Raw genomic sequence first — 780 nt, 5'->3', positions numbered from 1 at the left:
CTGGGTTGATAGGCCAGATGTGGAAGCCCGGTAACGGGTGGAGCTGACTGGTACTAATAGGCCGAGGGCTTGTCCTCAGTTGCTCGCGTCCACTGTGTTGTTCCCGGGTTGCGAACAGTTAGAAACGCCCGGTTACATTCCGAACCCGGAAGCTAAGCCTTTCAGCGCCGATGGTACTGCAGGGGGGACCCTGTGGGAGAGTAGGACGCCGCCGAACAATCTTTCTAGGACCCTTGGTCCCAGCGTTCATGCTGGGACCAAGGGTCCTTTTGTTTTTCCCGAAGCGCGTCGGATGGTCTGCTGCGCGAGAATGTCTGTGGTACCCGAAGACAGGAGTCACACCCATGTCCACCAACTCTCCCGACGATCGTCCGGAGCGCGAGCCGCGTCGCCGGGACGGCGGTGACAGGGGCGGTTACCGCGGTGGTCGTGACGACCGGTCCGGTTCCGGCGCACCTCGACGCGACAACGACCGCGGCGGTTTCCGCCGCGACGACAACAGGCCTTCGGGCGGTGGCACTGGTGGTGGCTTCCGCCGCGACGACCGGGACCGCGACCGTGGCCCCCGTCGTGACGACAGCCGGCCGACCGGTGGTGGGTTCCGTCGTGATGACAACCGGGGCGGCAGTTCCGGTGGTTCCGGTGGTGGCTTCCGCCGTGACGACAACCGTGGTGGTGGTTCCGGTGGTGGCTTCCGTCGTGACGACCGCGACCGTGATCGTGGTCCGCGTCGTGATGACGACCGTGGTGGGTACCGGGGTGGTCAGCAGCGTGATGACC

Annotated in this window: 2 rRNA genes and 1 pseudogene; all 3 read left to right on the top strand. The window is 65.1% G+C overall.

What is annotated here, in order from left to right:
* A 23S ribosomal RNA gene (locus IG90_RS0138750) occupies window positions 1–77 on the top strand; the annotation flags it as partial.
* Window positions 78–100: 23 nt separating this feature from the next.
* A 5S ribosomal RNA gene (gene rrf, locus IG90_RS0138745) occupies window positions 101–217 on the top strand.
* Between the two features lie 212 nt (window positions 218–429).
* A pseudogene (locus IG90_RS43190) lies at window positions 430–780 on the top strand (hypothetical protein); the annotation flags it as partial.

The sequence above is a fragment of the Streptomyces anulatus genome (assembly GCF_000721175.1).
Taxonomy (GTDB): Bacteria; Actinomycetota; Actinomycetes; order Streptomycetales; family Streptomycetaceae; genus Streptomyces; species Streptomyces anulatus_C.
Note: the sequence above shows the minus strand (reverse complement) of the source record. Positions and strands in the feature narration are given on the sequence as shown.